The 23609-nt window shown below is 58.6% G+C and carries 17 protein-coding genes; 11 read left to right on the top strand and 6 right to left on the bottom strand.

All coding sequences use genetic code 11. The annotated features are described in order from the left end of the window. The first annotated feature begins 29 nt into the window (after window positions 1-29). From VNL17_04420 to glnE, 3 genes are read left to right on the top strand one after another with little or no spacing between them, the layout of a single operon-like run. Window positions 30-2153 carry a RecQ family ATP-dependent DNA helicase gene (locus VNL17_04420; protein ID HXI83319.1) on the top strand — a complete coding sequence of 708 codons (2124 nt, stop codon included), beginning with the start codon at window positions 30-32 and terminating at the stop codon, window positions 2151-2153. Window positions 2154-2205: 52 nt separating this feature from the next. Then, window positions 2206-3108, top strand: a complete 903-nt coding sequence (locus VNL17_04425) for a rhomboid family intramembrane serine protease (GenBank protein HXI83320.1) — start codon at window positions 2206-2208, stop codon at window positions 3106-3108. A gap of 6 nt (window positions 3109-3114) precedes the next feature. Next, window positions 3115-6189: a bifunctional [glutamate--ammonia ligase]-adenylyl-L-tyrosine phosphorylase/[glutamate--ammonia-ligase] adenylyltransferase gene (glnE, locus tag VNL17_04430; GenBank protein HXI83321.1), complete on the top strand. Its 3075-nt coding sequence runs from the start codon at window positions 3115-3117 to the stop codon at window positions 6187-6189. On the opposite strand, the gene VNL17_04435 is transcribed toward glnE, so the two are convergent. Then, on the bottom strand, window positions 6190-6741 hold the full coding sequence (locus VNL17_04435; GenBank protein ID HXI83322.1) for a hypothetical protein: 552 nt from the start codon (window positions 6739-6741) through the stop codon (window positions 6190-6192). 130 nt (window positions 6742-6871) lie between these two features. On the opposite strand from VNL17_04435, the gene ssnA reads away from it, so the two are divergent. After that, a complete protein-coding gene (gene ssnA / locus VNL17_04440) occupies window positions 6872-8176 on the top strand; it encodes a putative aminohydrolase SsnA (GenBank protein ID HXI83323.1) in 1305 nt (434 codons plus the stop codon). On the opposite strand, the gene VNL17_04445 is transcribed toward ssnA, so the two are convergent. Both VNL17_04445 and VNL17_04450 read right to left on the bottom strand, forming a co-directional pair. Next, window positions 8177-8662: a hypothetical protein gene (locus tag VNL17_04445; GenBank protein ID HXI83324.1), complete on the bottom strand. Its 486-nt coding sequence runs from the start codon at window positions 8660-8662 to the stop codon at window positions 8177-8179. A gap of 15 nt (window positions 8663-8677) precedes the next feature. After that, window positions 8678-9652, bottom strand: a complete 975-nt coding sequence (locus VNL17_04450; GenBank protein ID HXI83325.1) for an aldo/keto reductase — start codon at window positions 9650-9652, stop codon at window positions 8678-8680. A gap of 95 nt (window positions 9653-9747) precedes the next feature. On the opposite strand from VNL17_04450, the gene VNL17_04455 reads away from it, so the two are divergent. Genes VNL17_04455 through VNL17_04465 form a run of 3 tightly spaced genes read left to right on the top strand, consistent with a single transcriptional unit; the run spans window position 9748 to window position 15109 of the window. Then, window positions 9748-11562 (top strand): cytochrome c biogenesis protein ResB, encoded by a 1815-nt coding sequence (locus tag VNL17_04455; GenBank protein HXI83326.1) that lies wholly within the window; start codon window positions 9748-9750, stop codon window positions 11560-11562. Further along, the gene (gene ccsA / locus VNL17_04460) at window positions 11559-13244 is read left to right on the top strand and encodes a cytochrome c biogenesis protein CcsA (GenBank protein HXI83327.1); all 1686 of its coding nucleotides are present in this window, start codon (window positions 11559-11561) and stop codon (window positions 13242-13244) included. The genes VNL17_04455 and ccsA overlap by 4 nt, the downstream gene beginning before the upstream one ends. Then, the gene (locus tag VNL17_04465) at window positions 13241-15109 is read left to right on the top strand and encodes a carbon starvation protein A (GenBank protein HXI83328.1); all 1869 of its coding nucleotides are present in this window, start codon (window positions 13241-13243) and stop codon (window positions 15107-15109) included. Before ccsA ends, VNL17_04465 begins: the two co-directional genes overlap by 4 nt. Here VNL17_04465 and VNL17_04470 read toward each other — a convergent pair. From VNL17_04470 to VNL17_04480, 3 genes are read right to left on the bottom strand one after another with little or no spacing between them, the layout of a single operon-like run. Continuing rightward, the gene (locus VNL17_04470; GenBank protein ID HXI83329.1) at window positions 15093-15764 is read right to left on the bottom strand and encodes a rhomboid family intramembrane serine protease; all 672 of its coding nucleotides are present in this window, start codon (window positions 15762-15764) and stop codon (window positions 15093-15095) included. The two genes, VNL17_04465 and VNL17_04470, sit on opposite strands and share 17 nt — an antisense overlap. Further along, complete coding sequence (locus VNL17_04475) at window positions 15761-16591, bottom strand: alpha/beta fold hydrolase (GenBank protein ID HXI83330.1); 831 nt, start codon at window positions 16589-16591, stop codon at window positions 15761-15763. Before VNL17_04475 ends, VNL17_04470 begins: the two co-directional genes overlap by 4 nt. Before the next feature lie 21 nt (window positions 16592-16612). Next, window positions 16613-17254: a lysophospholipid acyltransferase family protein gene (locus VNL17_04480; GenBank protein HXI83331.1), complete on the bottom strand. Its 642-nt coding sequence runs from the start codon at window positions 17252-17254 to the stop codon at window positions 16613-16615. A gap of 252 nt (window positions 17255-17506) precedes the next feature. Here VNL17_04480 and VNL17_04485 point away from each other — a divergent pair, with 252 nt between their 5' ends. The 4 genes from VNL17_04485 to VNL17_04500 all read left to right on the top strand — a co-directional run bounded on the left by VNL17_04485 (window position 17507) and on the right by VNL17_04500 (window position 23605). Next, the gene (locus tag VNL17_04485) at window positions 17507-18565 is read left to right on the top strand and encodes a LacI family DNA-binding transcriptional regulator (GenBank protein ID HXI83332.1); all 1059 of its coding nucleotides are present in this window, start codon (window positions 17507-17509) and stop codon (window positions 18563-18565) included. A gap of 26 nt (window positions 18566-18591) precedes the next feature. Next, window positions 18592-19227, top strand: coding sequence for a glycogen-binding domain-containing protein (locus tag VNL17_04490; GenBank protein HXI83333.1), 636 nt, complete (start codon window positions 18592-18594; stop codon window positions 19225-19227). 69 nt (window positions 19228-19296) lie between these two features. Further along, on the top strand, window positions 19297-21042 hold the full coding sequence (locus VNL17_04495) for a glycoside hydrolase family 13 protein (protein ID HXI83334.1): 1746 nt from the start codon (window positions 19297-19299) through the stop codon (window positions 21040-21042). Between the two features lie 55 nt (window positions 21043-21097). Continuing rightward, window positions 21098-23605 carry an alpha amylase N-terminal ig-like domain-containing protein gene (locus tag VNL17_04500; protein ID HXI83335.1) on the top strand — a complete coding sequence of 836 codons (2508 nt, stop codon included), beginning with the start codon at window positions 21098-21100 and terminating at the stop codon, window positions 23603-23605. Window positions 23606-23609 lie beyond the last annotated feature (4 nt).

Consider the following 23609-nt stretch of genomic DNA (forward strand, 5'->3'; position numbering starts at 1 on the left):
CGTCCGTTGACGCTCCTAAAATCCAGCCCATGACCGTGGCGATTTCACCGCATCAACTCCTTGAAACCCACTTCGGGTTCCGGGAATTCCTCGAGGGGCAGGAGGATGTGGTCAATGCCATCGTGGAAGGGCACGATGCGCTGGTCATCATGCCGACGGGCGGAGGGAAGTCGCTCTGCTATCAATTGCCAGCGTTGGCGCTTGAAGGAATCACGGTTGTGGTGTCGCCACTGATTGCCTTGATGAAAGACCAGGTGGATTCGCTGTTGGAAAAGAAGATCCCCGCAACATTCATCAACTCCTCGCTGGGCCAGTCGGAGCTGAACGAGCGGATCGACGCGATGGCGCGTGGAGAATATCGGCTGGTGTACATCGCGCCCGAACGTTTCAAGAGCGAGCGGTTCGTGCAGGCCCTCGCGCCGCTGTCCATCGCGCTCTTCGCTGTCGACGAGGCGCATTGCATCTCGCAATGGGGCCACGACTTCCGGCCCGATTACATCCGCTTGAAATGGGCATTAAAGGATTTGGGGCAGCCGCAGGTCATGGCGTTGACCGCCACCGCGACGCCGGAGGTCCGCGAGGACATCATCGAACAGTTGGGCCTTGGTAAATTCGGCAGGCAACCGCCCCGCGTGTTCGTTTCCGGGTTCGCGCGCCACAATCTGACGCTGGGCATGACCTCCGCCAAGGGCCGGGCGGAGAAGCTGGCGCGCATTGTGGAATTCGCCACGCAATTAAAAACCGGCATCGTCTATTGCGCGACGCGCAAGAACGTTGAGAAGGTCGCCACCCACCTCAAGGGCGAAAAGATTCCCTGCGTCGCCTATCACGCCGGGCTGACCGACGACCAGCGCACGAAAGCCCAGACGAAGTTCATGAACGGCAACTGCGGCGTAGCCGTGGCGACGAACGCGTTCGGCATGGGTATCGATCGCGCCGATCTGCGGTTCGTCATTCACTACGACATTCCCGGCAGTATCGAAGCCTACTACCAGGAAGCGGGCCGTGCAGGACGCGATGGCGAACCCTCCCGTTGCGAGGTCCTCTACAATTACGCCGACGTGCGGACGCAGGAGTTTTTCATCGAAGGCGCCAATCCGTCGCGCGAAGTGATCGCGAACCTGTATCACGTGCTGCGCCGGCTCGCCCTAAACGGCCCGATTCAATTGCCCATCTCCGATATTGCCGAGTTGGTGCCCTCAACGAAGAACAGCATGGCCGTCGGCTCAGCACTGTACCAACTGGAACGCGCGAATTTCATCAAACGCGAATACCAACAAGGCTCGCGCACCTACACGACGCGGCTCGTGGACCCGATCAAGCCACTCGACGAACTGCCCATCGATTTCGAGCGGCTGGACAAGAAGCGCGAGCGCGATTTCGCCAAATTGCACCGGATGATCGCGTACGCCGACCATCACGGTTGCCGTCATCATTTCATCCTGCAGTATTTCGGCGACACGGAAACGGGGGAGGGATGCACCGTCTGTGACAATTGCCTCGCGAAAGCCGATTCCGCGGCCCGCTTCCCGACCGACGAAGAGACGGTCGCCATCCAGAAAGCCCTGAGCTGCGTGGCGCGCGTCGACGGATGCTTCGGGCGCGGACGTATCGCGCAGTGTTTGGTCGGGTCGCGCTCAAAGGAAGTCCTCGACACCCGGCTGGATCGGCTCAGCACGTACGGGTTGTTGAAGGATTTGGGTGAGGACTACGTGTGGGGTCTGTTGAACACCCTCATTCGCACCGGTTGTCTGGCAGTAAGCAGCGGTCAATACCCGACACTTTCCCTGACCGAACTGGGCGGCGACATCATGCGGAAAAAGCAGCGAATTCCCATGGTCTTGCCCGACGTCAAAGCCAAACCGCGTTCCTCCGCACGCACGTCGAAGGGCGCTGCCTCTAAACGTGATGAACCCGGCGATTACGACGAGAAGCTGTTCGACGCATTGCGCGCCTGGCGGCGGGACAAGGCGGCGGCTCTCGGCAATGTGCCCGCGTATATCATTTATCCCGACCGGACCCTGCAAGAGCTGGCCCGCGTCAAGCCGCAGTCGGACGCCGAGCTGCTGGAAGTGCGCGGCATCGGTCCCGCCAAAGCCCGGCAATTCGGCAAAGAGACGCTGGCCATGATTCGCGAGCTTGGCCAGCGGTAAAACCGGGTTTCGATTTGCGAGCATCGTAAAAGTGTTCTATTCTTCTAGGGTTATGTTGGGGTCGTCGAATCAACAGAGGGTAGGCGGGCCGTTTGATCGGTTCTCAGGCCCGTTTCGTGATTTGGTCGCCCGCTTCGGCTCGGTCGTAAAGCTCCTCATCGTCGTTAACATCGTTATTTTCTTTCTCCAGCTCATCGGTAACGCGTCGAATCTCCCGTACCTGGATCGGTACCTCACTTTGAGCGCCGATGGAATACGTCGCGGCTTTGTGTGGCAGTTCGTGACGTACATGTTTCTGCACGCCAATGTCTGGCACATCCTGGGCAATATGTTTTTCCTGTGGTTCTTTGGCACCGAAGTCGAATACTTCATCGGCCAGAAGTATTTTACGCGACTGTACTTCATGTCGGGTATCGTCGGCGCGGCGCTGTGGCTGTCATTCAACTTCACGCCGTACGTGATCGGGGAACATCAGGTCTATGCCACGTGCATCGGTGCGTCCGCCGCGGTGCTCGGGTGCGTGGTCGCGTTTGCGACATTATTTCCCGACCGCGAATTGACATTGCTGCTGTTTTTCATCCTGCCCATCACCCTGCGCGCGAAATACCTGGCCATGATTGCGGTCGCGATCGATGTCGCGGTGCTGTTGCAGGGTGGGGGTGGCGGTGTGGCCAACCTTGCGCATCTCGGCGGCGCGGCTTTCGGTTACCTGTACATCAAACAGCTCGGCTACGGCACGACGCCCCGATGGCTGCTCTGGCTTCAGGGCATCACTGCGCGGCTGAAACCACGCCCGCGTCCGACCCCGCGCAACATGTCATCCGAGGAGTTTATCCAGGAACAGGTCGATCCGATTCTCGATAAGATCGCTCGTGAAGGCATGCAGAGCCTGACCCGTCGCGAGCGGAAGATACTTGAATCCGCGAAGGATTTGATGCAGAAGCGACAGCGGTAAACCCGCATGCCGCACAAGCGCCAGAAAAAGTCATCGGTAAAGACCGCCTCCACGCGGCGCTCGTCGTCGAAGACGGTAAACCTGCTTCCCCGGCTGATTGGCAAACGCCCGTCCTCGAAGCCGGTCGCCCAACAGTTGTTGCGCGACCACGGGTTCCGGGATGCCGCGCGGGTGCTTGCCGCCATCGGGCGGTTATACGAAGACGAATTGCAGCGCCGCAATCTGACGACAGTTTTCAGCCACTTGCTCCGGGCCTGCGAGAAGTCGGCCGACCCCGACCGGGCGCTGGTCAATTTCGAGCGTCTCGTGGCGGCCCTGCCGAATCCCAACATTTTCTACCACTACCTGCATGAATCACCGGACCGGCTCGAGTTGCTGGTAAAGATTTTCGCGCACTCGCAGGCCCTCGCCGATACGCTGACGCGCAACGCCGAGCACTTCCACTTCCTCATTGCGTCGCAGACACTCGAGAGACCGCGCGAGAAAGCCTGGCTCGCGGCCGAATTGAAGCGCCTCCTGTTGCCAATCCGGGTTCCCGCGCAGAAGTACGACGCAATCCGTCGCTTCCGTCGCCGCGAAACGCTGCGCATCGGCGCGCGCGACCTGGTCGGGAGCGCCACGGTGGAGGAGACCACGCTGGAATTGTCGAACCTGGCCGACGTGTGTTTGCAGTCGGTGTTTGAGATCGCGCTGGGCTCGTTGCGCGCGCAATACAAACTAAAAGAAAGCACGGTGACGGCTACCGGACGCTTCTCTATCGTCGGCATGGGAAAACTCGGCGGCCAGGAACTCAATTATTCCAGCGATGTGGACGTAATCTTCGTCTATGGCGAAGAAGGGGCCCTCACGCCGACGCTTACCAACCACCAGTTCTTCACCAAACTCGCCGAGGAGATTATCCGTGCCGTCGCCGCATCGAGCGCCGAGGGAAACATCTTCCGCATCGATCTGCGGCTGCGACCCGAGGGCAAATCCGGCCCGCTCGTGCGGTCGCTTGACAGTTGCGAAAATTACTACGCGGAGTTCGGCGAGACATGGGAGCGCATGGCATTGATCAAAGGGCGGCCCGTGGCTGGCGATGAGAAGGTCGGCGGGGAGTTTATCGAGATGGTGCAGCCGTTTGTGTACGCGCGGCATGCGGGGGAAAACGTGATCCAGCAGATGGCCGCCCTGAAGAAGCGCATCGAAGAGGAAGTCGTGCGCGAAGGGCACCTCAGCCGACACGTCAAACTCGGGATCGGCGGCATCCGCGAGATTGAATTCATCGTGCAAGCGTTTCAAATCCTGCGCGGGGCTCGGCTGGTGCAGTTGCGCGACCGGAATACGTTGCGAACCCTCCTGACGCTGGTGAAAACGAAGACGCTCTCCGAGGCGGAGGCGACGGCCTTGGCGGATGCCTACCGGTTTCTGCGCAACGTCGAACACCGCTTGCAGATGGAGATGGAACTGCAAACGCACACGATTCCCGACGAAGAGCACGCGCTTTATCGGCTGGCGCGCAGCCTGGGGTTCAACACGGTGAAGAAGTTTTACGCAGCGCAAGGGGCCCATACCACGGCGGTGCGCAAGATTTACGAGTCGGTACTCGCCGACGCCGGGGTCAGCGGCGCCACGAAGACGGCGGAGACGTTGCTGGCGCCGGATAAATTACCCGGGGCGTTGGCGGACGCGGGGTTTGCGGATGTGTCGGCGGCGCTGAAGGTGGTCGAGAATCTCTGGGACGGACCCGGATTCGGGCACGTGTCTCAACGGACGAAGGACCTGTTTGTCAGTTTGTTCCCCGCGCTGCTGGGCTGCTCGAGGCTGGTGGCGGATCCCGACGCGGCCCTGGCGCGGTTCGACAGATTCGTGAGCGCCTACGGCTCGCGTGGTTTACTTTATGAGATTTTCGCGAGCCACCCGAAGCTCGTCGAAATGCTGATGCGCCTGGGCGATGCGAGCCGCTATTTGAGCGAGGCGCTCGCGCGCCAGCCGGAGTTACTCGACGAGATCAGCGGCGGCGCACTGAGCGATCCAAAGGGCCTGGACCGCATGTATAAGGAATTATGCGCGGCGCAGGAAGAGGATTCGGAACCGATGGCTGTGGCGCGACGTTGGAAGCAGTCGGAAATGGTGCGCATCGGGATTGAGGACGTGATGGGCTTGGTGGACATCGAGCAGACCCACACGCAGATGACGGCGCTGGCGGAGGCATGCCTGCGTTTCGCCGTGGCGCACGCACAGAAGGAACTTGGACTAAAAAGGCTTTCGTTCGTCGTGATCGGCATGGGCAAGTTCGGCGGCCGGGAACTCGGTTACGGCGCAGACCTCGACGTGCTCTTCGTCGGTGGAACCGGCCCGAACGACCAGGCCCGGGCAATCAAACTGGCGTCGAGCGTGATTGATTTCATGGGACGGCAGACCAGTGCCGGCGCGCTGTTTCCGGTGGACCCGCGGCTGCGGCCCGACGGCGTGAAAGGGACGCTGGCGAGTTCCTTGGATGCGCATCGCGATTACTACATCAAGCGCGCGCAGCTTTGGGAGCGGCAAGCGCTCATCAAGGCGCGCTTCGTTGCGGGCGACGCCAAACTCGGCCAGGACTTCATGCAGATGGTGCACGAGATTGTCTACGGCCGCGCGGCGACTACGGAGGAATTGGAACAAGTCCGGCAGATGCGCCACCGCATCGAGACCGAACGCGGCGACCAGCAGCGCGTCGATCTGGAATTCAAGACCGGCCCGGGCGGATTGGTAGACGTGGAATTCCTGGTTCAGGCGTTGCAGTTGCGGCACGGTCATACCTACCCGCAATTGCGCACCGCCCACACGCTGGCGGTGCTGAACCGACTCACCGCGCTCGGCCTCATTGAAGAAGACGCCAGCGCGTTGCTGCGGACGAATTACTTCTTTCTCCGCCGCATCGAATCCGTCCTGCGCCGTGTCGAGAACACCAGCGTCTCCAGGATCCCCGTCGACGATCGTGAACAACAACACCTCGCCAGGCGCCTCGGGTTTGCCACCGTCGCTGAATTTCTAGGGGCTTACCGCCACGCCACTGGCAAAACTCGTGAAATCTACGAAGAGCTCTTGCCTGCCAATTGACTAGGGCGACGATTTGCGTTCCAGCTCAAGAAGCGTTGGTCCGACGAGGTTGCCAATGTAGGTGCCGGTCGAGAAGATGACGGATACGAACCCAACGATTGCGACGAGGACGGCGATAAATGCCTGGAAGTGTTGCTTTTCAAGGCGTTCAAGTGATGGCGTGTAGGCAATGAGGCCGATCACTGCCGCCACGACAATGACGGCGTCAACGCTCGCCCGTTGCCAATAGCTGCCGCCCAGATGCAGCCACATCCCGAACTCATCGAATGTCAGACCCATGGCTATACCGTAGAGCAATGCGGCGAGTTCACACTTACGTCCATCAGGCCGCGCAAAGACGGAGTAACCACAAACAGCGGAGAGCAGGAAGATGCCATAGTTGAGGTGATGGACATGTGTGCCCTGCAGAAAAAAATAGAAGTTGGGCATCCGGTCCGACATGATCAGGAACACGCAGATTCGTGAAGTGATGAACGTCATGATGAACCCAAACAACGCCCGTCGCGCCAGCCGGTCGAACGTCTCCTGGGGATGCGTCGACTTGAAAGGCATGGGGATGTTCATCTCTCCCAATCTTACCCTTATCCATTGTGAGCCAGCAAAGCGAAAATGGTTGTCAGCGTCCCAGGCAAGCGCGGGATTGACGGGGGTGGGAGATTCATGTTAACCGCTTGGCGAAGCCATGCTGATTAAGAACGCCACGCTACTTTCGTTTGCAGGTTCCGCGGTCGAGCGCGCTGATTTGCGCATTGAGCGCGGTCTCATCGCCGCCAAGGGGAAGAAGCTCAAAACCGAGGCGGGCGAGAAGACGCTGGATCTCTCGGGCAGGTTCGTGATGCCGGGGATGGTTTGCGGACACACGCATCTTTATTCCGCGCTCGCGCGTGGAATGCCCGCTCCAAAGAAGACGCCGCGCAACTTCTACGAAATCCTCAAGTATGTGTGGTGGACATTGGACCGTGCGCTCGACGACGAGGCGGTCTATTACAGCGCGCTCGTCGGCGCGCTTGACGCTGCGCGTTGCGGGACAACGACGCTGATCGATCATCACGCCTCACCGAACTTCATTCGTGGCTCACTCGGCATCATGGGGGAAGCGTTTGAGAAAGTCGGTTTGCGCGGTGTGTTGTGCTACGAAGTGACCGACCGCAACGGAATGCACGGGGCGAAGCTGGGCTTGGAGGAAAACGAGGCCTGGGTCACCAAGAACCGCGGGCCGATGTTCGGCGGACTGATCGGGGCGCACGCCTCGTTCACGCTTTCCAACGAATCGCTGTGGGCCTGCGCGGAATTGGCCGAGGGCTTGAAATCGGGCGTTCACATTCATGTGGCGGAAGATCCCTGTGATCAGGCGGACTGCACGAAAAAGTATGGAATGCCGTTGATTGACCGCCTGGCTGAAGCCGGCGTACTGGGGTCAAAAACAATTCTCGGGCACGGCACGCATTTGGACAAGCTGTCGCTCGATGTGGCGAAGAATACGGGTTGTTGGTTCGCGCACAATCCGCGCTCGAACATGAATAACGCGGTCGGCTACGCGCCCGTGCAGCAGATGGGCAAACGCGTGGCGCTCGGCACCGATGGCATTGGCGCGGACATGTTTGAGGAAGTGAAGTTCGCGTGGTTCAAGGCGCGCGATGGGCGGAACGGGCTTGGCATTGGCGACGTCGTTGGATTTCTCACCGGTGCGCAAAGTTTGGCATCGGTGCACCTTGATACGCGGCTCGGGGCGCTGGATGTGGGTTACGCTGCGGATCTGGTCGTGCTGGATTATCCGACGCCCACTCCGGTCACACCGCAGAATCTCTACGGTCATCTGATCTTCGGCATGTCGTCGCAATTTGTGACCGATGTGATGGTGAATGGACGCTGGGTCGTGAAGAATCGCCGTGTCATCGGCGTGGATGAAGAGAAGATTCGGGCCGAAGCGCAACGCGTGGCCCGGAAGGTATGGCAGAGATTCCAGAAACTGCCGTCGAAAGGTTGATCAAGTTTTAGCCGCGATCTTCGCGTCGATCTCGCGGATCATCGCAGTGTTCTCGTCGATGACTTTGTATTCCACCCAGAAGGAGTACAGGTTAAAGATGACCACGAAGTACGAAAACCACGCATGCGTCATTCCCTTGAGCATCCCGACATCCTTTGCCCCACCCAGCCAGGCGGCGGCGATGATTAGCAGGCAGGAGAGCGTGGCCAGTCCAGACGTGCGGCCTTTGAATTTCTTGGTGCGGCGGACGTAGCCGGTTTTGGGATCATCCGGCAAATCGTAAGTCTCGACTGCCTCCTTGATGCCTTTCCCAGAGCCCATGAAATGCATCATCACGATGCAATGAGTCAGGAGTGTATAAATCGCCGTAAGCACACCCAGCGCCTCGTGTTGCCAATGCGCGGTGCGATGTGTGACGCCCAGCCAGATGGTCACGCCGAACAGGACGATGTTCCACAGAACAAGCCCGATAAAAATTTTGCCCATTTGAATCATGATAATTTAGTCAGGGGGTTGCGCCAGTGTCTGGTGGATCATCGTTAGTTCATCGCCCGAGAGAGGTGGCAGGATGCTCGCGGTGACATTGCGCTCGAGTTGGCTGCGGTTCTTTGTACCGGGGATCGTAGTCGAGACTCCGACGTGCGTTAGTACGAACTTCACAGCCAATTCCGGCATGGTGAAGCCATATTTGTCACCGATGGGCTTCAAACGCTCCACGATGTCGATATCGCGCTCGAAATTCTGGCGATTCCCATCTTCGAGCCACTTGTTGCGGATGTCATTGGTGTCGAACTCCTGGTTCTTGGTGAATCGCCCCGATAATTTCCCCATGGCCAGCGGCCCGCGCGCGATAAACGCGATGCCGCGCTCGCGGCAATAGGGAAGGATGTCCTGTTCGACATGCCGGTCGAGCAGATTGTAATTCGACTGCACCGACGCAAGGTGCTTTCGTTCATCAAAACGCCGGATCATGTCGAAGTCGTTGGTCGAGACGCCGTAGAAACGGATCTTGCCCTGCTTCTGCAAGGTCTCGAATGCGTCGAGAAACTCCGTCCAGCGCTCCGTGCGCCACAGGTGACATTGGTAGAGATCGATGTGGTCCGTTTGCAGTCGGCGCAGGCTCGCGTCGCAGGCGCGCAGGATCAACTCCTTTGATTCGTTGCGGATACGCCGATCCTGATCGTCGTGCCAGAAACCAACCTTCGTGGCGATGTGGTAACGATCGCGATGGCCGATCTCTTTGAGTGTCTGACCAAGGACTTCTTCACTGTGACCCCAACCGTACATGTCAGCAGTGTCAAAGAAATTGATGCCGAGTTCGACCGCGCGTTTGATTGTGGCAGCCGATTCTTCATCGGAGATGCCTGACCAACCATCGGGCTTGCCGTCGAGCATGATTGCCCCGCCAAACTGCCAGCAGCCCAACCCCACCTGACTGACTCGCCACCCAGTTTTTCCAAAAGTGCGATTTACCATGGCCGTTCTGGAGTACCTGATTTGCTTGCGCTTGGCAAGAGCGGCGGGCGTTGACTTGCGCGCGGGCTTGTGGAAGGTTGAGGTGCAGTGGTAAAATGCCTTCCAAAGCTGTAATGCAAAATCGTCTCTTGAAATTTTTCGGCTCGCTAAAGCTGGCGGTGGTCGTGCTGTCTTTCCTGGCGGTTGGAATGGCCATCGGGACGTTCCTCGAATCGCGTGAAAGCTCGCGCGTGGCGGCGCAAGTCGTTTATCGAAGTTGGTGGTTTAACGGGTTGCTGGCGTTGCTGGCTGTCAACATCGGTGCGGCTGCGCTTACGCGCTGGCCGTGGAAGCGCAAGCACGTCGGGTTCGTCATTACCCACGCGGGCCTTATCATCCTGCTCGGTGGTTGCAGCGCGGCTTTTCATTACGGCACGGAAGGCATGTTGGAACTGCACGAAGGCCAACCGCCCGCGAACGTGGTCCGGGTGGAGGACGAAGCATTGACCGTCATCGTGCCCGAGACCGGCGCGCGAACGAAGGTACCGTTGCGCATCAAGCCGAGTGGCGTAATCAAACCGAACATCATTCAGCCCTCGAAAGACCTGCGGCTAACACTAGATGCGTCCCTGGTAAACTCGCGAGTTTTGGAATTGGTTGAAGATGGTGGCAACGAACCAAATCCCGCGCTGCAATTTCGTCTGAACAGCGAGCTGGTCAAGCAGGATGTGACAGATTGGCTGCTCGCCTCCTCGCCGGAACGCAGCCGGGCCAGCATTGGCCCCGCGCAGATCGATTTCGTCGTGGCTCACGATGACGCGGAACTCCAACGGCTGACGGCAGCGCCCGAACCCGAAAAAAAAGCGGAACCGGAGTTACGAATTACCATCGATGGAAAGACATTCCCGGTAATGCTCGCGGGGAATGTTGACAAGCATATTAACCTTGGAGACTCCGGCGTGAGTGCTCATCTCGGAGGCTATTGGCCCGACTTTCAGTTGGACGAAAACCACAAGCCCACGACCGCTTCCGAAGAGCCGAACAATCCTGCAGCCGTTGTGGTCCTCAGCCGCGGCGAGAATGAAGAGCGGCAGTTTGTCTTCGCGTCGCCACAGATGGAACCCATCATCCGGACGACGCACGGCACGGCCCTCGGCGCGCAGGTGCAATTGACAGCCGGGAAGGCGTCGCCTAAGCGCAGTGGCGTGATGACCGTAATCCTTGCGCCTGACGGCACGCTCCACTACGCCGTTGCTGCCAAGTCCGGCTTCAAGACCGGCGAGATGAAAGTCGGCGAACCGGTGGCAACGGGGTGGATGGATTTTCAGTTTACACCGGTCAAGTATATCGCGAAAGCAGCCGTATCTGAGCGTGTTGAGCCGGTCGCCGTGGAAGATCCGGATGCGAGTTCTCCGGCCTTGAAAGTGACGGCGCATGTCGGCACACAGGAACAATCGGGGTGGGTTCGTTTTGGTGAGCCCATAGCGTTGGATGTTGCCGGGAAAACCGTTCATGTAATGTTCGGCTGGGACTCGATGCCTTTGCCGTTCACGGTCGAGCTGGAGGATTTCGAAGTGGAGCGCGATGAAGGCACCATGAACGTCGCCGGTTGGACCAGCAAAGTCATTTTTCACGACGATGTGCGCGGGCTGACGCAACACGCATCGATTTCGATGAATCATCCTGCGTGGTTCAACGGCTTCAAGTTCTCGCAGGCCTCCTGGAACCCGAACGACTTGAAATACACGGCGTTGCAGGTGAAGAAGGACCCGGCATATGTCACGTATCTTACGTGGGCGGGCGCCGTATTGATCGTCAGCGGCATCGCCCTGATGTTCTGGGGACGTGGTTGGCTGCAAAAAAAGGAAAAGGACAAAGGCGCCGAGATGAAGGGCAAAACGCGAAAGAAGGCCGAGATGGTGACAGCGTGAGGAAGCTGACGACAATTCTGGTGATGTTTGCGCTGGCAACGGCCGCGTTCGCCGACGACCTGGATTTCACCGCGCTACGATTCCTTGCCGTGCAGAAGGATGGTCGCAAGAAGCCGCTCGATACGGTTGCGCTGGAGACGGTCGAGAAGATCACGGGAAAAAAGTCATTCACGGATCCTGAGAGCGGCCGCACCATGGAGCCGATGGATGTCTTGCTGTCGATGTGGCTGCAAACACGCGATTGGAGCAAGGCGCCAGTGATTCTCGTCAATTACGCGCCGCTGAAAGAACAACTCGGCCTGCCCGTGGAGCAAAAATATTTCACTTATAGCCAACTGGCGACGCCGAAATTCCAAGAACTCGTTAGCCGCATCGAGCAGAAAGAGAGCGGCAAGCAGAAGGCCGACCTCACGCACGACGAGCGCGAGGCCTCGGTGGTGGAGGCGCGGTTGCGGACATTGAGCGATGCGGTCGGTCCCGAGTCGCTAGCGGTCGTGCCACATCCAAGCGTGGTGAAAGGCGCCTGGGTGCCCGTGACACAAGTGGCCAAGTATTATGACGCAGACAGGGAAGCCAAACTTCAGAGCGTGTTCAAATCGCTCGCCGCCGCCTATGTTCAGCGCGACCCCGGCGCCTTTGCCGCGACCTCGGGACAACTGCGTTCGTTTCTGGTCTCGTTGAGCCCGACGGTTTACCCGGACTTCACCAGCCTCCAGCGCGAGGTGCATTACAATTCTTTCCATCCCTTCCGCAAGGCGATGCTGTTCTACTTGATTGCGTTTGTGATTATTCTCACGACCTGGCGCGTGCGAAGCCCGGGACCTTACTGGATCGGGTTCGCGGCATTTGTCGCCGGCGTGGTAGTGCATGGTTATGCTTTCTACCTGCGCGTCATGATTTCCGGGCGCGCGCCCGTGACCAATATGTACGAGTCGGTTGTGTGGGTGAGTTTTGGCGCGGCGTTTTTCGCGATGATTCTCGAGGCGGTCTATCGACAGCGTTATTACATCCTGGGAGCCGTGCCGTTATCGATTCTGTTGTTGTTGTTGGCCGATCAGTTTCCCGCGGTATTGGATCCCAGCCTGGGGCCGCTGGTGCCCGTGTTGCGAAACAATTGGCTGATCTGGGTCCATGTGCCGACGATCACCCTGGGCTATGCGGCATTTATGGTGGCAATGGGCGTGGGACACATCGCATTGGCTTATTACGTGTTTGCGCCGTTGGCCCGGCAGACGATTGCGAAGCTGGAAAATCTGGTGTATCGCGCGATGCAGATCGGCGTGCTGCTGCTGGCGGCGGGCACGATCCTTGGGGGCGTCTGGGCGCATTACGCATGGGGGCGCTTCTGGGGTTGGGACCCGAAAGAGACCTGGGCGCTGATCGCGTTGGTGAGCTATTTAATTCCGTTGCATGGGCGACTGGCGGGCTGGTTGAGTAATTATGCGTTGTCGGTAGCGAGCGTCGTGTGTTTCATGTCGGTGCTCATGGCTTGGTATGGCGTGAATTTCGTCCTTGGCAAGGGGCTGCACAGCTATGGGTTCGGCGTTGGCGGATTTGCGTATGTCGTTAGCTATGTAGCCGTCGAACTGGCTCTGGTTGGATTCGCAACGTGGCGCAGAAGCGTGGCGAACAATGCGCGTCTCGCGACCGCCGTCGTGACGGAAGCGGTGGTTGGGAAATGAATTCACTGTGGTTGATCATCGGGTCGTTGGCTGCGTTTGCCGTCGCATATCGTTATTACGGTGCATTTTTGGCGGCTAAGGTCGCGATGCTCAACGACGCCCGGCTCACGCCGGCGCATCGCCTGAAGGACGGGGTTGACTATCATCCGACCAGTCGTCTCGTCCTCTTCGGCCATCACTTCGCGGCCATCGCGGGCCCGGGTCCGCTTGTCGGGCCGGTGTTGGCGGCCCAATGGGGATACGCACCGGGATTCATCTGGATTGTCATTGGCGCGTGCTTGGCGGGTGGCGTGCATGATTTCGTGATTCTCCTGGCGTCGGTGCGACAGGATGGGTTGTCGCTTCCGAAAATCGCCCGGGAGAACATTGGCCCATTTTCCGGTATTACCACCTCCATCGCCACGCTGTTCATTATCATCACGATCCTGGCCAGCATCGGCATCGTGGTTGTCAACGCCTTGAGCGAGAGCGCCTGGGGCATGTTCACCATCGTGGTGACGATCCCGGCGGCGCTCATCACGGGCTTTTGGATGTACAAGCTGCGCCCCGGCAAGATTGCCGAGGCATCGGTAATCGGGGTGACGCTTGTCATGCTGGGGGTGATCTTTGGGAAGCCGTTTGCGGATTCGGGGTTCGCCCACTGGCTACTATTTGACAAGCCGACGCTCTCGCTGATGTTGCCGATTTATGCATTTATCGCGTCGACATTGCCCGTCTGGGTGCTGATGTGTCCGCGCGACTACCTGAGTTCCTACATGAAGATCGGCGTGATGATGGTGCTGGCGGTGGGCATCTTCCTCGCACACCCGACGCTCAAGATGCCGGCGACGACGCCGTTCCTCAGCGGCGGGCCGGTGGTTTCGGGGGCGGTCTGGCCTTTCGTCTGCATCGTGGTCATGTGCGGCGCTCTCTCGGGGTTTCACGCGTTGATTGCGTCGGGCACGACGCCGAAAATGCTGTACCGAGAGTCCGACATTCGCGTGATCGGTTACGGGGCGATGGTCCTGGAAGGTTTCGTGGCAGTGACCGCGCTGGTGGCGGCGTGTACGCTTCAGCCCGCCGATTATTTCGCGATTAACGTGGCCCAGGACACGCCTGCGCAGAGATCGGCCTATGTGCAGATGGTCAAGACGCAGACGGAACACGGCTGGGATTTGAATCCGAAGGGATTGCCCGAGTTGGAGCGGGAGACGGGAGAAAAGTTGGTCGGACGCGTGGGCGGGGCAGTCACATTGGCGGTCGGCATGGCGAATGTATTCTCCCGGTTACTCAAAGGGCTAACGGGCTACTGGTACCATTTCGTGATTATGTTCGAGGCGCTGTTCATCCTCACGCTGCTCGAAACCGGCACGCGCGTGGCGCGATTCGTTTTCCAGGAAAGCGTGGCGGAGTTTTCGCAGCGCGCGAAGGCCAACGGCAAACCGCCATGGGCCATGAATATTTTGATGAGTTTCCTCACTTGCTGCGCGTGGGGGTATTTGTTGTACACGGGCAACATCAACACGCTCTGGCGAATGCTCGGCATCTCGAACCAGTTGCTGGCCGCGATCGCGCTGGCCGTGGGGACAACGTATCTGTTGAACCACGCGCCGAAACGCAGCTACGCGCTGTGCACCGGGATCCCGTTTGTGTTTGTGGTTATCACCGTATTGACTGCGGGCGTGCAGAGCGTGCTCGGTTGGTGGCGGAAGATTCCGTTGGCGCCGCCGTCGGAGCAAGTTTCACTGCAGATCATGTGCTGGCTCGCGTCAATCATGTTGGTGCTGACCGCGGTGATTGTGGTGGACGCGGTTCGAAAGTGGAAGAGCATCCTGGCGACGCCCGCAGTCCCCGCAGGGCCGGCGATTGTTACTGAAACAGCCTGACGCTGCGCTTCTTGAAGATTGGAATCAGCAGCATTCCCGCGACGAACCCCCCGACGTGCGCCCAAAAGGCGACCCCGCCGCCGACATCCATGCTGAGGACAGCGAGGCCGCTAAGTAGTTGCATCCCGAACCAGAGGATGAGCATCAGGAAGGCCGGCACGTAGAACAACCGCCAGAAGATCCAAATCGGGAACAAGATAAGCACGCGGGCACGCGGGAAGAGCAACAGGTAGGCGCCGAGCACCCCGGAGATGGCGCCGCTAGCGCCAATCATTGGAACAGTCGAGTCGGGCGAGATCGCCACTTGGGCGGCCGCCGCGGCGATGCCGCAGAGCAGATAAAAGAGAATGAATTTGAAGTGGCCGATAGAGTCTTCGACGTTCTTCCCGAAAATCCAGAGGTAAAGCATGTTGCCGATGATGTGCATCCATCCCCCGTGCAGAAACATCGATGTGAAGATGGTTCGATAAGAGTTGGGTGAGGGCGCTTGAGTGAGGTTCGCGGGAGTCAGCGCAAAGTTGGCAAAGAACGCCTGCGTGCGTTCCGGAGTGGCGAGTGAGAGCTCATGCAAAAACACGAGGGTGTTGAGGGCGATGAGCGCGACCGTGACAAAGGCAAACGTGCGGGAGGGCCGATCGTCTCGGAGTGGGATCATTTCACAGGCGCGGTTGGGTCACGAAGGGGAGCGGGACGCGGCGCGTTGGAAGGTGCGGCTGGGATTTCGGGCAAGGCATCCTTCAACCAGGAAAGCACGATTTGGGGAAGGTTTCGAACACCCTTGAGCATTTCCGTTCCGTGCAGGCTACCGGTGCAGACGGTGAGTTGGTTCGTGGCGGCGTCAATACCGGATTCCTGGCGAATTTCGACGAGCCGCTTTGACGACTCGAAAGCAAAGGCATCGTTCTGTGAAACGAAGATATGAAACGGAGCCTGCCCGAGTTGACGGATCACGTCGTCCGTTCGCACCCCGCGGTAGTTGAGGCCCGGGCTGAAAAGTGCGACCGCGGAAAGATCTTCGTTGATGGCAGCGTAGCGGAGGGCGATGTTCGCCCCGAAGCTTTCACCAATCAATGCGATACGCTTCTTGTCGATTTCGGGCTGGGTCTGCAGCCAATCGATGGCCGCTTCGACGTCGAGCAACATGTCCTGATAATCACGGGACATCAGATTGCGCACATCGATCTTGATCGGGCCCTCGGCGGTGAGCTTGCGCGTGCTCTCGCCGTGGCCCCGGAGGTCGATCGTCAACGCCGCAATGCCGTTATGCTGCAGGAGAGTGGCAAAATCATTCCAGACACTACGGTCCCGGAGGATGGAGTGCAGCAGGAGCACCGCCGGCGCGTGGGGTTGGTCGGTTGGATAGAATGTGCCGATAATCCCGACATCGTCAGGAGTGTTGAGGCGCACGGTTCGTGTAGTCTGTGCGGAGGCCAGCAAGGTGGTGATGAAAAATGTGAAAGCTATGAGGGTTTTGCACAACACGATATCGACTCTAACAGAACGTCAGTTCAGTTCAACGGTTTTCAAGAGTTCCTCGCGCAGGACCTCGCGACTGCGACGACGGCGTTCCTCGGTGCCGAGACCCTCGGGATTCCAGAGGCTGAACGGGCGGCCAAACGTAATGCCGATGGTTTCACGGCGCAGCCAGTTGCGACCGACATATGGCTTGCGCGTGTCCCGCACCACGACAGGCAGAATCGCGGCGCCACCAAGCAGCGCAATCGAGCCCGCGCCCGGCTTGAAAATGGGTTCGCCACCGAGCACCGACTGCTCGCTGAGGCGAATCCCGCCTTCCGGAAATATAACCACACAGCGGGCCGCGCGAAGACGACGGATCGCTTCGCGTGCCGCGCTATGGTCGATGCGGGATCGATCGACGGGGAAACAGCCAACGGTGCGCAGCAATCCCGCCAACCACGGCTTGCGAAACAGTTCAACCATTGTCATGAACTCGACCGGGCGGGGCATCACCGCACCTAGGAGCGGTGGATCCAGGAAACTGATGTGGTTGCAGACAACAAGGAGACCACCGTCCCGGGGAATCCGTTCTCGACCGATGATGCGGGTGCGGAAGATAAGGCGAAAGATGATTGAGAAAAGAAACTTACCGACACCGTAATAGAGGAGGTAGAAGCCGGGACGCACGGCGTTTTGTACACAAAAAGGAGCAGCGCTGCAACCCTGCGGGGTGGTTTTGGCGGGAAGGAAGGTTTTTGCACCGCGCCACGAAAGCCCTTTATGAAAGCGCTTTAACAATGAGATTGACTGTATTTGGGCTTGCTTCTAAGATAATGGGGTCGTACACGAAGCTGCGCCTCAGGCGAGGTTTGGCAAACGATTGCAGACCCGAGGCATTGATGGTTTCAGGTACTCTGGCCAAGACGAAAGGCAACTCGAATGAGCGAGTCCAAGAAGCGATACACGATTAAGGATATTGCCGAGCAGAGCGGCGTGTCCCTCTCCACAGTTTCGCTTGTATTGAATGATAACCCACGAATCAGCCAGTCCACACGCGAGCGTGTTCTCAAAACCATCGAGCGACTTGGGTATCAACCAAACCGCATGGCCCGTGCACTTGCCTGGCGGCATACACGGACACTGGCGGTTCTGGTGCCCCAACTCCGCCACGCGTTCGCCGACGTGTATTTCGGCGAGATTGTCAGCGGCATCTACGATCGCGCGAGCCGACTCGGTTACAAGATTCTGCTGGAAGTCGCCCGCAACGAGTTTATTGAGAGCAAGGACTATCTGCAGCTCTACGACCAGAAGTTCATCGATGGTATCATGTTCATCGGGGCAAATTCCCGACACCGCTTCATTGCCGAGCTCGCGGACGGCACGCGCCCGTTCATGCTGGTGAACAACTATAGCAAGGAATTTGATCTCAATTACGTCGTGTCGAATTACCGCTACGGCGGATGGCAGGCGGCGAAGCATCTGGTGCGGTTGGGACATCGGCGCATCGGGTTTATCTCCGGGGGTGTTGCCGAAATCCAAACGAGCCAGGACATCCTCGAATCGTTCAAGGAAGTTCTCGACGAGAGCGGGATTGCCTACGATCCGAAACTGATCGTGGACGGTTGGTTGACGGAGGAAGGCGGGATGAAAGCCGCCGAGGAATTGCTGCGCCAGAACTCCGACGTCACCGCGATTTTTGCGTTGAACGACAAGATGGCGTTGGGCGCGATGAAGAAAATGAATGAACTCGGGTTACGGGTGCCGCAGGACGTCGCCGTGGTCGGTTTTGATGACATCCCGCAGGCAAGTTTTGCGATTCCGGGCCTGACCACCATTCACCAGCCGCTCTACGAAATCGGCAAGCTTGCCTGTGAACGCATGGTCGAGTTGATTCATGGGAAGGTCAATCGCGTACAGGAAGTAATTCCGATTTATCTGACAATCCGTGAGTCCTGCGGAGCGCGGCTGAAGGAAGCGCCTGCTGTCAAGACTGTGTGAACTGAACCGGGACGATTACCATGTGTGTGAAGCGCCGCCTTGCGCTGTTTCTTAGTGCTTCTCTTGTCATCAACGCTCGCGGCGCCGTTTCGACCCTTTCGAGCGACGACGCAACCGACCTGACGTTCAAGTATACCGGCCCCGGTGCCAGGACGGTCGGCGTTGCGGGTGAATTTAGCAACTGGAGCGAACTTCCCATGGCGAGGGATGGTTCCGGCGTTTGGTCACGGACGCTTCATCTCAAGCCCGGCTACTACGGGTACAAGCTTATCGTCGACGGGGAGTGGATCCTTGATCCCGTTTCTTCCACGCATAAAGTAGTCAATGACATCGAGGATTCCGCCGTTTCCGTGGGCGGTGTCCTGCCGGCGGTGGCAACACCCGATCCGGGCGCTCCCCGCGACACGCCGACCACGTTCTCTTACACCGATGCCAATGCCAGGAGCGTCTCCATCGCCGGCGAGTTCAACCAGTGGAGCGCCACGGCAAACCCGATGCAGAAGGACCCGCAGGGCTTCTGGACAGCCACCATCCCGCTCAAGCCGGGCAAATACCCGTACAAGTTCGTGGTCGATGGGACTTGGAAGGCTGATCCGTTGAGTCCCGATGGGGCCGATGATGGTTTCGGCGGGAAGAACTCGGTGAAGACCGTTGGCCCTTGAGGTTGCGGGACTTGCCTTCTAACATATCCATGCAGTCAAAGCGTAATCACCGCCTCTAACGAACCGAGCATGTCCACACACGAACCCGCCAACGCCTGCATGCGGCATGAGCCACAGTCGCGCCGCTTCATTAACGCGCTGGGTGATGGCCGGGTCATCGTCAAGTTGCAAAGCACTTGCGATATGATTCAGGATGCCCACCTCGTTTGGCGGACCGGCAACAAGGAGCGCAAGCACGAACTGAAACGGTTGGGGAGTGTCAACGGAACCGAATTCTTCTCCGCGAACGTGCCGGCGCTCAAGTCGGGTAAATACGTTTTTCATGTACACGCCTGTGGCCAGCCGCGGTGGCTAACACCGCAGGGTCTGGAGCCAAACTCCGCCAGGCCGAAGACGTGGTTCCGATACGAAGCGCGTGGTCATGCGCCATTCGCGACGCCCGCGTGGGTTCGTGATGCGGTTTTCTACCAGATCTTTCCAGAGCGTTTCTGCAACGGCGACCCATCGAATGACCCGCTCAACACCGAGCCGTGGGGCTCGCCGCCAACGATCCGCAACTTCATGGGAGGCGATCTGCAGGGCATTTTCGACAAGTTGGACTACCTCAGCGGCCTCGGCATCACCGCGCTTTATCTCACGCCAATCTTCCAGAGCGCCAGTAGCCATAAGTACGACATTATCGACTACTTCACGGTGGACGAGCATTTTGGCGACATGGGGCTGCTGCGCAAACTTGTCGATGCGTGCCACACGCGCGGCATCCGTGTGATCCTCGACGCAGTCTTCAACCACTGTTCCAATCTCCACCCCTTCTTCGTCGACGTGAAAAAGAATGGGCGTCGCTCGCGTTATTGGAACTGGTTCTTCGTCAAGAAGTGGCCGATCCCTGACCGCTTCGCGCACCACAAGGACGCGCTCGAGTGGTATGAATGTTGGTGGGGTTACCATACGCTGCCGAAACTCAATTACTCGAATCCGGAAGTGGAAGAGTACTTTCTCAAAGTCGCCCAGTTCTGGCTGCGCGAGGGGCACACCGACGGTTGGCGGCTCGACGTACCGAACGAGGTAATTCAGACGTTCTGGCCCAAGTTCCGCCACGCGGTGAAGGAAGCCAACCCCGAGGCGTATATCGTCGGGGAGATTTGGGACGATGCCACGGCGTGGCTGATGGGTGACCAGTTCGACGCGGTCATGAACTACCGGTTCCAGAAAGCCCTGCTCGGCTACTTCGCCGAGAAAACACTCGACACGAAGGCGCTCGACCACACCATGCGTCAAATCATGCTCGATTACCCGGAGCAGGCCACGGCGGTAATGCTCAACCTGCTGGGCAGTCATGACACGGCACGGCCCATGACCGCCGCGAAAGGTGACGTGGCCGCGTTGAAGCTGATGGCGGCGATGCAGTTCACCTTTGAAGGCGCGCCGTGTATTTACTACGGTGACGAGATCGGCATGGAAGGTGGAAAGGATCCCGACTGCCGCCGCTGTTACCCATGGCACAAACCCGATCTACAAAACCGCCCTCTCTTCGACTATTACCAGAAGCTGATCGCAATTCGGAAGGCGAACCCCGCCTTGCGGACCGGGACCTTCGAGCCGTTTCTGGTGGATAACGAGCGCGAATTGTACGCGTACGAGCGTCGCGCGGAGGGCAACCGCTGTATCGTCGTGCTTAACCGTAGCGGGTTGAAGCACACGGTGGCATTGCCGACAAGACTCGTAGCGGCCGAACTTCTCACGGGCAGTGCCGTGAAAGGCGACGAGTTGGTTGTCCCCGCTCGTCAGGCGGCGATACTGCGAGTCGAGGCCTAGCTCGGTGGCTTTCTTCAACGGCGTTTAGTAGTGTGAACCGGAGGGCGCAACTGACATGCAGTCATTACGAATAATTCACCTGACAGTTCTGTTCTCGATCGTGATGGTCTTGGATTCGCACTGGCTTCTGGCTGCCAATGAACAACCGGGTCAGAGGAAGTTTGAATTCTCCTATCGTCCCAGGGACGACGCCTCGCTGCGCAAGGACATGGAAATCCATTCGGTGAATCTCGCGGGATCGTTCAACGACTGGAGCGCCTCGGCCATGCCAATGACCGATCGCGGTGACGGCACCTACGTCAAGGAACTCAATCTCGATGAGGGATTGTACCATTATAAATTCGTGATCAACGGAACTACCTGGGTGCAGGATCCGAAGAGCGATCTTTCGTTGCGCGAGGACGACGGGCACAACGGTTTCAATTCCGGCGTATTTGTCGGCGAGCAGGGCAAGGATTTCGGGGCCGCGGCGCCCAACGACATCAACCTGGCCGCCGTGCGTCACTACCCGGGACAAATCCGCTATTTCAACGTCGTTTCAGGTGACCAGGCGGATGTAAAGCTTCGGACTTTGCATAACGACGTCCAGCGCGTGGTGCTGCATTGGCGTGACCGGGGCGATCGGGATGTGCCCATGCGGCGTGGCGAGACGCTATCCGGTTTTGATTATTGGAGTGCGTCGGTGCTCATCGAAGGCGCGAACAGAACGGCATCGTACTACTTCACGCTTACGGATGGTCCGACGACAAGGATGTACGGGGCTGGGGACAACGGCGTGGGGAAGGGCGCGCAGTGGTTTACCGCTGATCTAACGGACAGGTTCCCGACCCCGGCTTGGGCGCGGAATGTGGTCTGGTACCAGATTTTCCCCGAACGGTTTCGTAATGGCACGGCTGAAAATGATCCGCCGCACACGCTTCCATGGCGCTGGGATTGGTACAAACTGGCGGCATGGGAAAGGCCACGGGAGGGCCTTCCATTTTCGAATGATTGGTACGGGCGCCGTTTTGGCGGTGATTTTCAAGGAGTGATGAGCGAGCTGCCCTACTTTCGCGAGTTGGGTGTGACGGCGTTGTACTTTTGTCCCGTCTTCGAGTCGAGTTCAAACCACGGCTACGACACGACGGATTACCGCCACATTTCGCAGTATTTTGGCTTCAAAGGTGACAACGAGGAGATCATCGCCCACGAAACGCTCGATCCCAAGACATGGAAGTGGACGCCAGCGGACAAGTTGTTCCTGCAATTCATCAAAGCCGCGCACGCGCAAGGACTAAAGGTCATCCTCGATGGCGTGTTCAATCACATGGGCCGAAACAGTTTCGCCCTGCGCGATGTGCTCGCCAACGGCAAGAAATCACCGTATGCGGATTGGTTCGAGGTGACGGATTGGGGGCCACCCGTGAAGTACCACTCCTGGGACAACGGCGGGGCGATGCCGGTCTTTCACAAGGATTCCCAAAAGGGTTACGCGTCTGACTCCGCGAAACAATACATCTTTAACATCACGCGTCGTTGGATGGACCCAAATGGCGACGGCGATCCGAACGATGGCGTGGACGGCTGGCGGCTTGACGTCGCCCAGGATGTCCCGGCCCCGTTCTGGATCGACTGGCGGAAGCACGTGAAAGGTATCAATTCCAATGCGTACATCACCGGCGAAATCTGGGGTGTGGCGTCGAAGTATTTGCAGGGCGATGAGTGGGACGCGGTGATGAACTACCAGTTCGCAATGCGCGCGATCCATTATTTCATCGACCAGAGGCGTAAAGTTTCCGCCAGTGAGTTTGACCGCCAACTCAAGGAATTGTTGGCGGCGTATCCCCGGCAGGCCGACTACGTCATGCAGAACCTTTATGACTCACATGATACCGATCGGCTCGTGAGCATGATCGCCAACCCGGACCGCGATTATAACCAGGGCAATCGCGCGCAAGACGGCGCAACCTACAATGGGTCGAAGCCGGGCGCCTCCGCCTATCACATCCTGAAACTCATGGCGACGTTTCAGATGACATTCCTCGGCGCGCCGATGATCTGGTACGGGGATGAAGAGGGTATGTTCGGCGCGGGAGATCCGACGGACCGGAAACCGATGCTCTGGAGCGATCTCGATCCGTACGATAACCCGCAAGATGTCGTGATGCCGGATGTGTTTGAGCATTACCGCCGCGTGATTGCGATTCGCAATACCTACCCCGCGCTGCGCATCGGCGATTTCGAAACACTGTTGACGGATGACAAGAATGATCTGTATGGCTTCACGCGCGCTTGCAATGGGAGTGTTGTGGCTGTGATCATGAATAACAGCGACAAGGACCAGTCGGTCGATCTAACCGTCCCTTTTCCCACTGGCACCCGCGTCATCGACGTGATGACAGCCGCGCCGGTTGACTTCTACCAGGCTTCGGCCCAGAGCCTGGGCTTTCCGAATTTTGAGAAGGGCGCCACGGTTAGGGCGTTGCGGCTCGGACCGAACGCCGGCCCAGCGTACATTGTGCGCGACGGAAAGCTCCACCTGGATTTGGCAGGGAAAAGTGCGGCGATCCTGGTGAAACAGTAGACGC

The organism is Verrucomicrobiia bacterium (assembly GCA_035577545.1).
Lineage (GTDB): Bacteria > Verrucomicrobiota > Verrucomicrobiia > Palsa-1439 > Palsa-1439 > Palsa-1439.

Coding starts and splice junctions, on each gene's coding strand:
- VNL17_04420 (HXI83319.1), top strand. CDS start 30: ATGACCGTGGCGATTTCACCGCATCAACTCCTTGAAACCCACTTCGGG.
- VNL17_04425 (HXI83320.1), top strand. CDS start 2,206: ATGTTGGGGTCGTCGAATCAACAGAGGGTAGGCGGGCCGTTTGATCGG.
- glnE (HXI83321.1), top strand. CDS start 3,115: ATGCCGCACAAGCGCCAGAAAAAGTCATCGGTAAAGACCGCCTCCACG.
- VNL17_04435 (HXI83322.1), bottom strand. CDS start 6,741: ATGCCTTTCAAGTCGACGCATCCCCAGGAGACGTTCGACCGGCTGGCG.
- ssnA (HXI83323.1), top strand. CDS start 6,872: ATGCTGATTAAGAACGCCACGCTACTTTCGTTTGCAGGTTCCGCGGTC.
- VNL17_04445 (HXI83324.1), bottom strand. CDS start 8,662: ATGGGCAAAATTTTTATCGGGCTTGTTCTGTGGAACATCGTCCTGTTC.
- VNL17_04450 (HXI83325.1), bottom strand. CDS start 9,652: ATGGTAAATCGCACTTTTGGAAAAACTGGGTGGCGAGTCAGTCAGGTG.
- VNL17_04455 (HXI83326.1), top strand. CDS start 9,748: ATGCCTTCCAAAGCTGTAATGCAAAATCGTCTCTTGAAATTTTTCGGC.
- VNL17_04465 (HXI83328.1), top strand. CDS start 13,241: ATGAATTCACTGTGGTTGATCATCGGGTCGTTGGCTGCGTTTGCCGTC.
- VNL17_04470 (HXI83329.1), bottom strand. CDS start 15,764: ATGATCCCACTCCGAGACGATCGGCCCTCCCGCACGTTTGCCTTTGTC.
- VNL17_04485 (HXI83332.1), top strand. CDS start 17,507: ATGAGCGAGTCCAAGAAGCGATACACGATTAAGGATATTGCCGAGCAG.
- VNL17_04495 (HXI83334.1), top strand. CDS start 19,297: ATGTCCACACACGAACCCGCCAACGCCTGCATGCGGCATGAGCCACAG.
- VNL17_04500 (HXI83335.1), top strand. CDS start 21,098: ATGCAGTCATTACGAATAATTCACCTGACAGTTCTGTTCTCGATCGTG.